General features: G+C 56.0%; 3 protein-coding genes and 2 rRNA genes. 1 reads left to right on the plus strand and 4 read right to left on the minus strand.

Going from position 1 to position 5,644, the window contains the following annotated elements; translation table 11 throughout:
• Together ACWD6R_RS39580 and ACWD6R_RS39585 are read right to left on the minus strand one after the other, a co-directional pair.
• The coding region (locus tag ACWD6R_RS39580; RefSeq protein WP_451823191.1) for a recombinase family protein at window positions 1–1,342 on the minus strand (1,342 nt) is incomplete at its 3' end.
• A gap of 238 nt (window positions 1,343–1,580) precedes the next feature.
• Window positions 1,581–1,895: a hypothetical protein gene (locus ACWD6R_RS39585; RefSeq protein ID WP_232357157.1), complete on the minus strand. Its 315-nt coding sequence runs from the start codon at window positions 1,893–1,895 to the stop codon at window positions 1,581–1,583.
• A 502-nt stretch (window positions 1,896–2,397) separates the two neighbouring features.
• On the opposite strand from ACWD6R_RS39585, the gene ACWD6R_RS39590 reads away from it, so the two are divergent.
• Window positions 2,398–2,532, plus strand: a complete 135-nt coding sequence (locus tag ACWD6R_RS39590; RefSeq protein ID WP_198108122.1) for a PAAR domain-containing protein — start codon at window positions 2,398–2,400, stop codon at window positions 2,530–2,532.
• 105 nt (window positions 2,533–2,637) lie between these two features.
• Here the strand turns inward: ACWD6R_RS39590 and rrf are convergent.
• Window positions 2,638–2,750 (minus strand): 5S ribosomal RNA (rrf, locus tag ACWD6R_RS39595).
• A 154-nt stretch (window positions 2,751–2,904) separates the two neighbouring features.
• A 23S ribosomal RNA gene (locus ACWD6R_RS39600) occupies window positions 2,905–5,644 on the minus strand; the annotation flags it as partial.

The raw sequence follows: 5,644 nt of genomic DNA on the forward strand, positions 1-5,644 counted from the left end.
GCGCAGTCGAGTTGCTCTGGTCCAGCCTGACTGCGACGGTGATATCCGGCAGCAGGCTCGTGTCGAACCGCACCTTCCAGCGGTTACGGCCGCTGCTGCGCACCTGACACCGTGACAGCACGATGCAGGCAGTGAATTCCCTATTCACGGTCAACAGGTCCGTCGCCGGATCACGCGACACGGATCCGCCGAGATCCGCAATCTTCTTTTCCGTCTCGGCAACGATCTCTGGGTGCAGTTGCCGAATGAAGCGGTTCGTCTCGATATAACGATAGTCACGGCCGGGCGTGAAGCCAACCGTCTGGTACGCACGAATCAAGCTACCGAAGCGATACACGTAGACCGAGGTGGACGGCATACCCTCCGTTTCGTCGATCACGACGCCGGATAGAAAGCCTCGGCTTCGATACAGGTTTCGCAGACGCTCGATAAGCTCCTCACTCGAGTAGCGCCGGGCCCGCGCCCGCATGATGCCCTGCGCTGTATAGAACGTTTCGCTCGGCACGAGGGGTTCGAACGCACCCTCCTTGCGTATCCACATCTCCGACGGATTCGTGACACGAGATTTCTTCAGCTTGAACGACACACGGTTGTAGACGTTGTTGCCGATGTACTTTTCGTTGGTCAGCACCTCCCGAATCGTTGCCCGAGTCCAGGGTCGCCCAAGGTCCGTCTGAACGTTCATGCCGTTCAGGCGTGCGGCGATCTCGTGCTCATTGAGTGACTCATTGATGAACCAGCTGTAGATCAGGTTGACGATACGCACCTCGCTATCCGGGCCTGGCATCAGAATGACGCGGTCCGTCTGCAGGCACTTGTGCTGGCCGCGTTGCAATTCCCCCTTCATGAGGCCATGTTCGTCCACGAGGATCCGGCGTAACGCATAGCCTGCAGGTCCGCCTTGCCGGAAACCGAGCTCGATCAACCGACACTGGCCAGCGAAGACCTTCGCTGACAACTCGCGGCTGTACTCACCGGCCATCGCACGCTTCACACCTTTGACGATCGTCGAAACTGGCGAGCCGTCGTTCTCGAACTGTTCAGCGCAATAGGCGACCTGGATGCCTGCACGCCGGCAGATGTACTCGTAATAGGCACTTTCGTCTGCATCCTGGAATCGTCCCCAGCGGCTTACGTCGTAGACGAGGATGACCTGGAAATCGGCCATGCCGGTTTCCACGTCCCGGATCAGTTGCTGCAGCGCCTGGCGCCCATCGATACGCAAACCGCTTTTACCTTCGTCGGCGTAGGTCCGCACGATCTCAAGATCGCGACGAGCAGCGTAGTCGCGAATGCGATCACGTTGATTCTCCGTCGAGTATTGCTGGTGCTCCGTCGACATCCGAACGTATTCAGCAGCCCGCATCCTGCAGGCCTGCTCGTCAACGGATTCGCATGTGCAATCGAGGTCCACGATCCAGCTCCGACTGGCAACCGCCCCTCGCTGCGCCATCCCCGGCATCGATTAGGGGATTTGTATCGGTGAACGCGTCGCGCCTTGCAATGACGTCGAATGCGAGCGAGTACACAGCCAAGGTAGCAGGCCATAGACTCTTTTCGTACACGTCATCTCTTTGCAATCACGCCGGAACCGGCCTTGGCTCAGATAGCACGGCGATGTGCACCGTCCACGCGTTCATCTTTGCAACGCCTGCCTCAACCGCGTTGCGCAGGATGTAGAACCCAGATGCCAACGGGCGACAGGCCGGCCACACGTCCATGTTTGCAATGGCACCAGCAGTCCGCCGTGCATTTCGTCGTCGCTGCATCGCGCAATTGCGATCGCGATAGGCCGGGTGCGTCTCGCGGTAGTGCCGCCAGTAGTCAGGATGTCGGGCCCGCCAGCTGGCCTGGGCGCGGATCTGGTTCTCGCGATAGTCGGGATCGACTCGCATGCGCTGGTGCTGCCATGCACGCCGGCGAGCACGCTGGCATGCCTTGGCCGAGCAAAAGCGTTGATGAGGGATGTGTGAGAGCGGAGTGAAGGGTGTGCCGCAGGCGGCACAGATCCGATCCGATTTCATGGCCGTACTCCACAGAGGATTCACAATGGGGTCGGCCGTGTTCGGGGCCAGGGTCAGTTGAAGCCAGCTCGCGGGACGCGGCGTCCCACCCTCGCAGATTTTCCGCCGCTCGCGATGCTCGTGCGATTCACGCCTATCAGTTCCACTCTCAGTTCGCGCGGCGCAGAGCCTTGTGCCGCGAGCCTCTGCGGTCCACCCGCAAAAATTTTCACGTTTTGTGGCGTGACTGCCGAGTTTTTTCACTATTCGCGTCAAAAAGCTCGAAACGCCGTGACAGAGTTAGTGAAAAACTCCAATAAATTCAATGGGGCGACTTTTCAACATTTACGACACCCGACACGTAGATAGCACAACCTGAAAGCAGACCCATAAGTTGAAAGCTTACCCGATCGTTCAGGGCTCCAGCCAGTACACTATTGAAGGCCGCGCCGTTGCGCTGGACGGGATGAAGACTGCATGTGGCGCATCGCTGATCGCCAGCCAACAAGAATTCTTGGCAAGCGAGTGATGCTCTCTGATTTCAAATGAATCGGGCCTTGCCCGCTTCACACGCATTTCCGTCGCTGAAATGCAAAAACCCCCGCCTTTCGGGCGGGGGTTTCTGGCTTAGGGAGCCTGACGATTACCTACTTTCACACGGGAATCCGCACTATCATCGGCGTAGAGTCGTTTCACGGTCCTGTTCGGGATGGGAAGGGGTGGGACCGACTCGCTATGGTCATCAGGCAAAGAGGGTTGTTGCGCTGGCTTCGCAGCACAACCAATCCTGGAAGAAGCAGTAATCTTGAGTTGTGTGTATCACACACGAGAATCCAACTTGTCGCTTTGGATCGCGGCCGGTGCTGTCGCACGGCGCAGATCTACAAGGCAGACTTGTTATAGGATCAAGCCTTACGGGCAATTAGTATCAGTTAGCTGAACGCATTACTGCGCTTACACACCTGACCTATCAACGTCCTGGTCTCGAACGACCCTTCAAGGGGATCTAGTCCCCAGGGATATCTCATCTTAAGGCGAGTTTCCCGCTTAGATGCTTTCAGCGGTTATCTCTTCCGAACATAGCTACCCGGCGATGCCACTGGCGTGACAACCGGTACACCAGAGGTTCGTCCACTCCGGTCCTCTCGTACTAGGAGCAGCCCCCTTCAAATATCCAACGCCCACGGCAGATAGGGACCAAACTGTCTCACGACGTTTTAAACCCAGCTCACGTACCTCTTTAAATGGCGAACAGCCATACCCTTGGGACCGGCTACAGCCCCAGGATGAGATGAGCCGACATCGAGGTGCCAAACACCGCCGTCGATATGAACTCTTGGGCGGTATCAGCCTGTTATCCCCAGAGTACCTTTTATCCGTTGAGCGATGGCCCTTCCATACAGAACCACCGGATCACTATGACCTGCTTTCGCACCTGCTCGACTTGTCGGTCTCGCAGTTAAGCACGCTTATGCCATTGCACTATCAGCACGATTTCCGACCGTACCTAGCGTACCTTCGTACTCCTCCGTTACGCTTTGGGAGGAGACCGCCCCAGTCAAACTGCCTACCATGCACTGTCCCCGACCCGGATCACGGGCCAAGGTTAGAACCTCAAACAAACCAGGGTGGTATTTCAAGGACGGCTCCACCGAAACTAGCGTTCCGGTTTCATAGCCTCCCACCTATCCTACACAGATCGGTTCAAAGTCCAATGCAAAGCTACAGTAAAGGTTCATGGGGTCTTTCCGTCTAGCCGCGGGTAGATTGCATCATCACAAACACTTCAACTTCGCTGAGTCTCGGGAGGAGACAGTGTGGCCATCGTTACGCCATTCGTGCAGGTCGGAACTTACCCGACAAGGAATTTCGCTACCTTAGGACCGTTATAGTTACGGCCGCCGTTTACCGGGACTTCAATCAAGAGCTTGCACCCCATCATTTAATCTTCCGGCACCGGGCAGGCGTCACACCCTATACGTCCACTTTCGTGTTTGCAGAGTGCTGTGTTTTTATTAAACAGTCGCAGCCACCAGTTTATTGCAACCCCTTCACCCTTCTGGCGCAAGCCAGTCAAGCTACAAGGGCGTACCTTATCCCGAAGTTACGGTACCAATTTGCCGAGTTCCTTCTCCCGAGTTCTCTCAAGCGCCTTAGAATACTCATCTCGCCCACCTGTGTCGGTTTGCGGTACGGTCATCGTTAGACTGAAGCTTAGAGGCTTTTCTTGGAACCACTTCCAATTGCTTCGCTCCCTAAGGAGCTCGCGCCACACCCTTGAATTCCGCACCCGGATTTGCCTAAGTGCCTTCTCCAATGCAGCGACCGGGACTTCCAACACCCGGACAACCTTCCGCGATCCGTCCCCCCATCGCATCTAACAATGGTGCAGGAATATTGACCTGCTTCCCATCAGCTACGCATTTCTGCCTCGCCTTAGGGGCCGACTCACCCTACGCCGATGAACGTTGCGTAGGAAACCTTGGGCTTACGGCGAGGGGGCCTTTCACCCCCTTTATCGCTACTCATGTCAGCATTCGCACTTCCGATACCTCCAGCACCCTTTACAAGGCACCTTCGCAGGCTTACGGAACGCTCTCCTACCATGCGAGCAAAGCTCGCATCCGCAGCTTCGGTATATAGCTTAGCCCCGTTACATCTTCCGCGCAGGACGACTCGATCAGTGAGCTATTACGCTTTCTTTAAAGGGTGGCTGCTTCTAAGCCAACCTCCTGACTGTTTTAGCCTTCCCACTTCGTTTCCCACTTAGCTATATTTGGGGACCTTAGCTGGCGGTCTGGGTTGTTTCCCTCTTGACACCGGACGTTAGCACCCGATGTCTGTCTCCCGTGATTGCACTCTTCGGTATTCGGAGTTTGCTATGGCGGGGTAATCTGCAATAGACCCCCCAACCATGACAGTGCTCTACCCCCGAAGGTGAGACACGAGGCACTACCTAAATAGTTTTCGGAGAGAACCAGCTATTTCCAGGTTTGTTTAGCCTTTCACCCCTATCCACAGCTCATCCCCTAACTTTTCAACGTTAGTGGGTTCGGACCTCCAGTACGTGTTACCGCACCTTCATCCTGGCCATGGATAGATCACCTGGTTTCGGGTCTACGCCCAGCAACTGAACGCCCTATTCGGACTCGCTTTCGCTACGCCTGCCCTATACGGTTAAGCTTGCTACTGAACGTAAGTCGCTGACCCATTATACAAAAGGTACGCCGTCACCCCTTACGAGGCTCCGACTGTTTGTATGCATGCGGTTTCAGGATCTATTTCACTCCCCTCCCGGGGTTCTTTTCGCCTTTCCCTCACGGTACTGGTTCACTATCGGTCGATCACGAGTATTTAGCCTTGGAGGATGGTCCCCCCATCTTCAGACAGGATTTCACGTGTCCCGCCCTACTTGTCGCACACCTAGTTCTTTCATATTGTTTTCGCCTACAGGGCTATCACCTGCTATGGCCGCACTTTCCAGAGCGTTCGGCTAACAATACAAATAAAGAGTGCAAGGCTCATCCCATTTCGCTCGCCACTACTTTGTGCGCCCCGGCTCGATCGCCGACGCCAACGACGAGGCGCAGTTCGCCGAACTGCGCACGCTGGGCGAGCTCAACTCGGTCGCCAAGCGGTTC

The sequence above is a fragment of the Streptomyces sp. NPDC005151 genome (genome assembly GCF_053599875.1).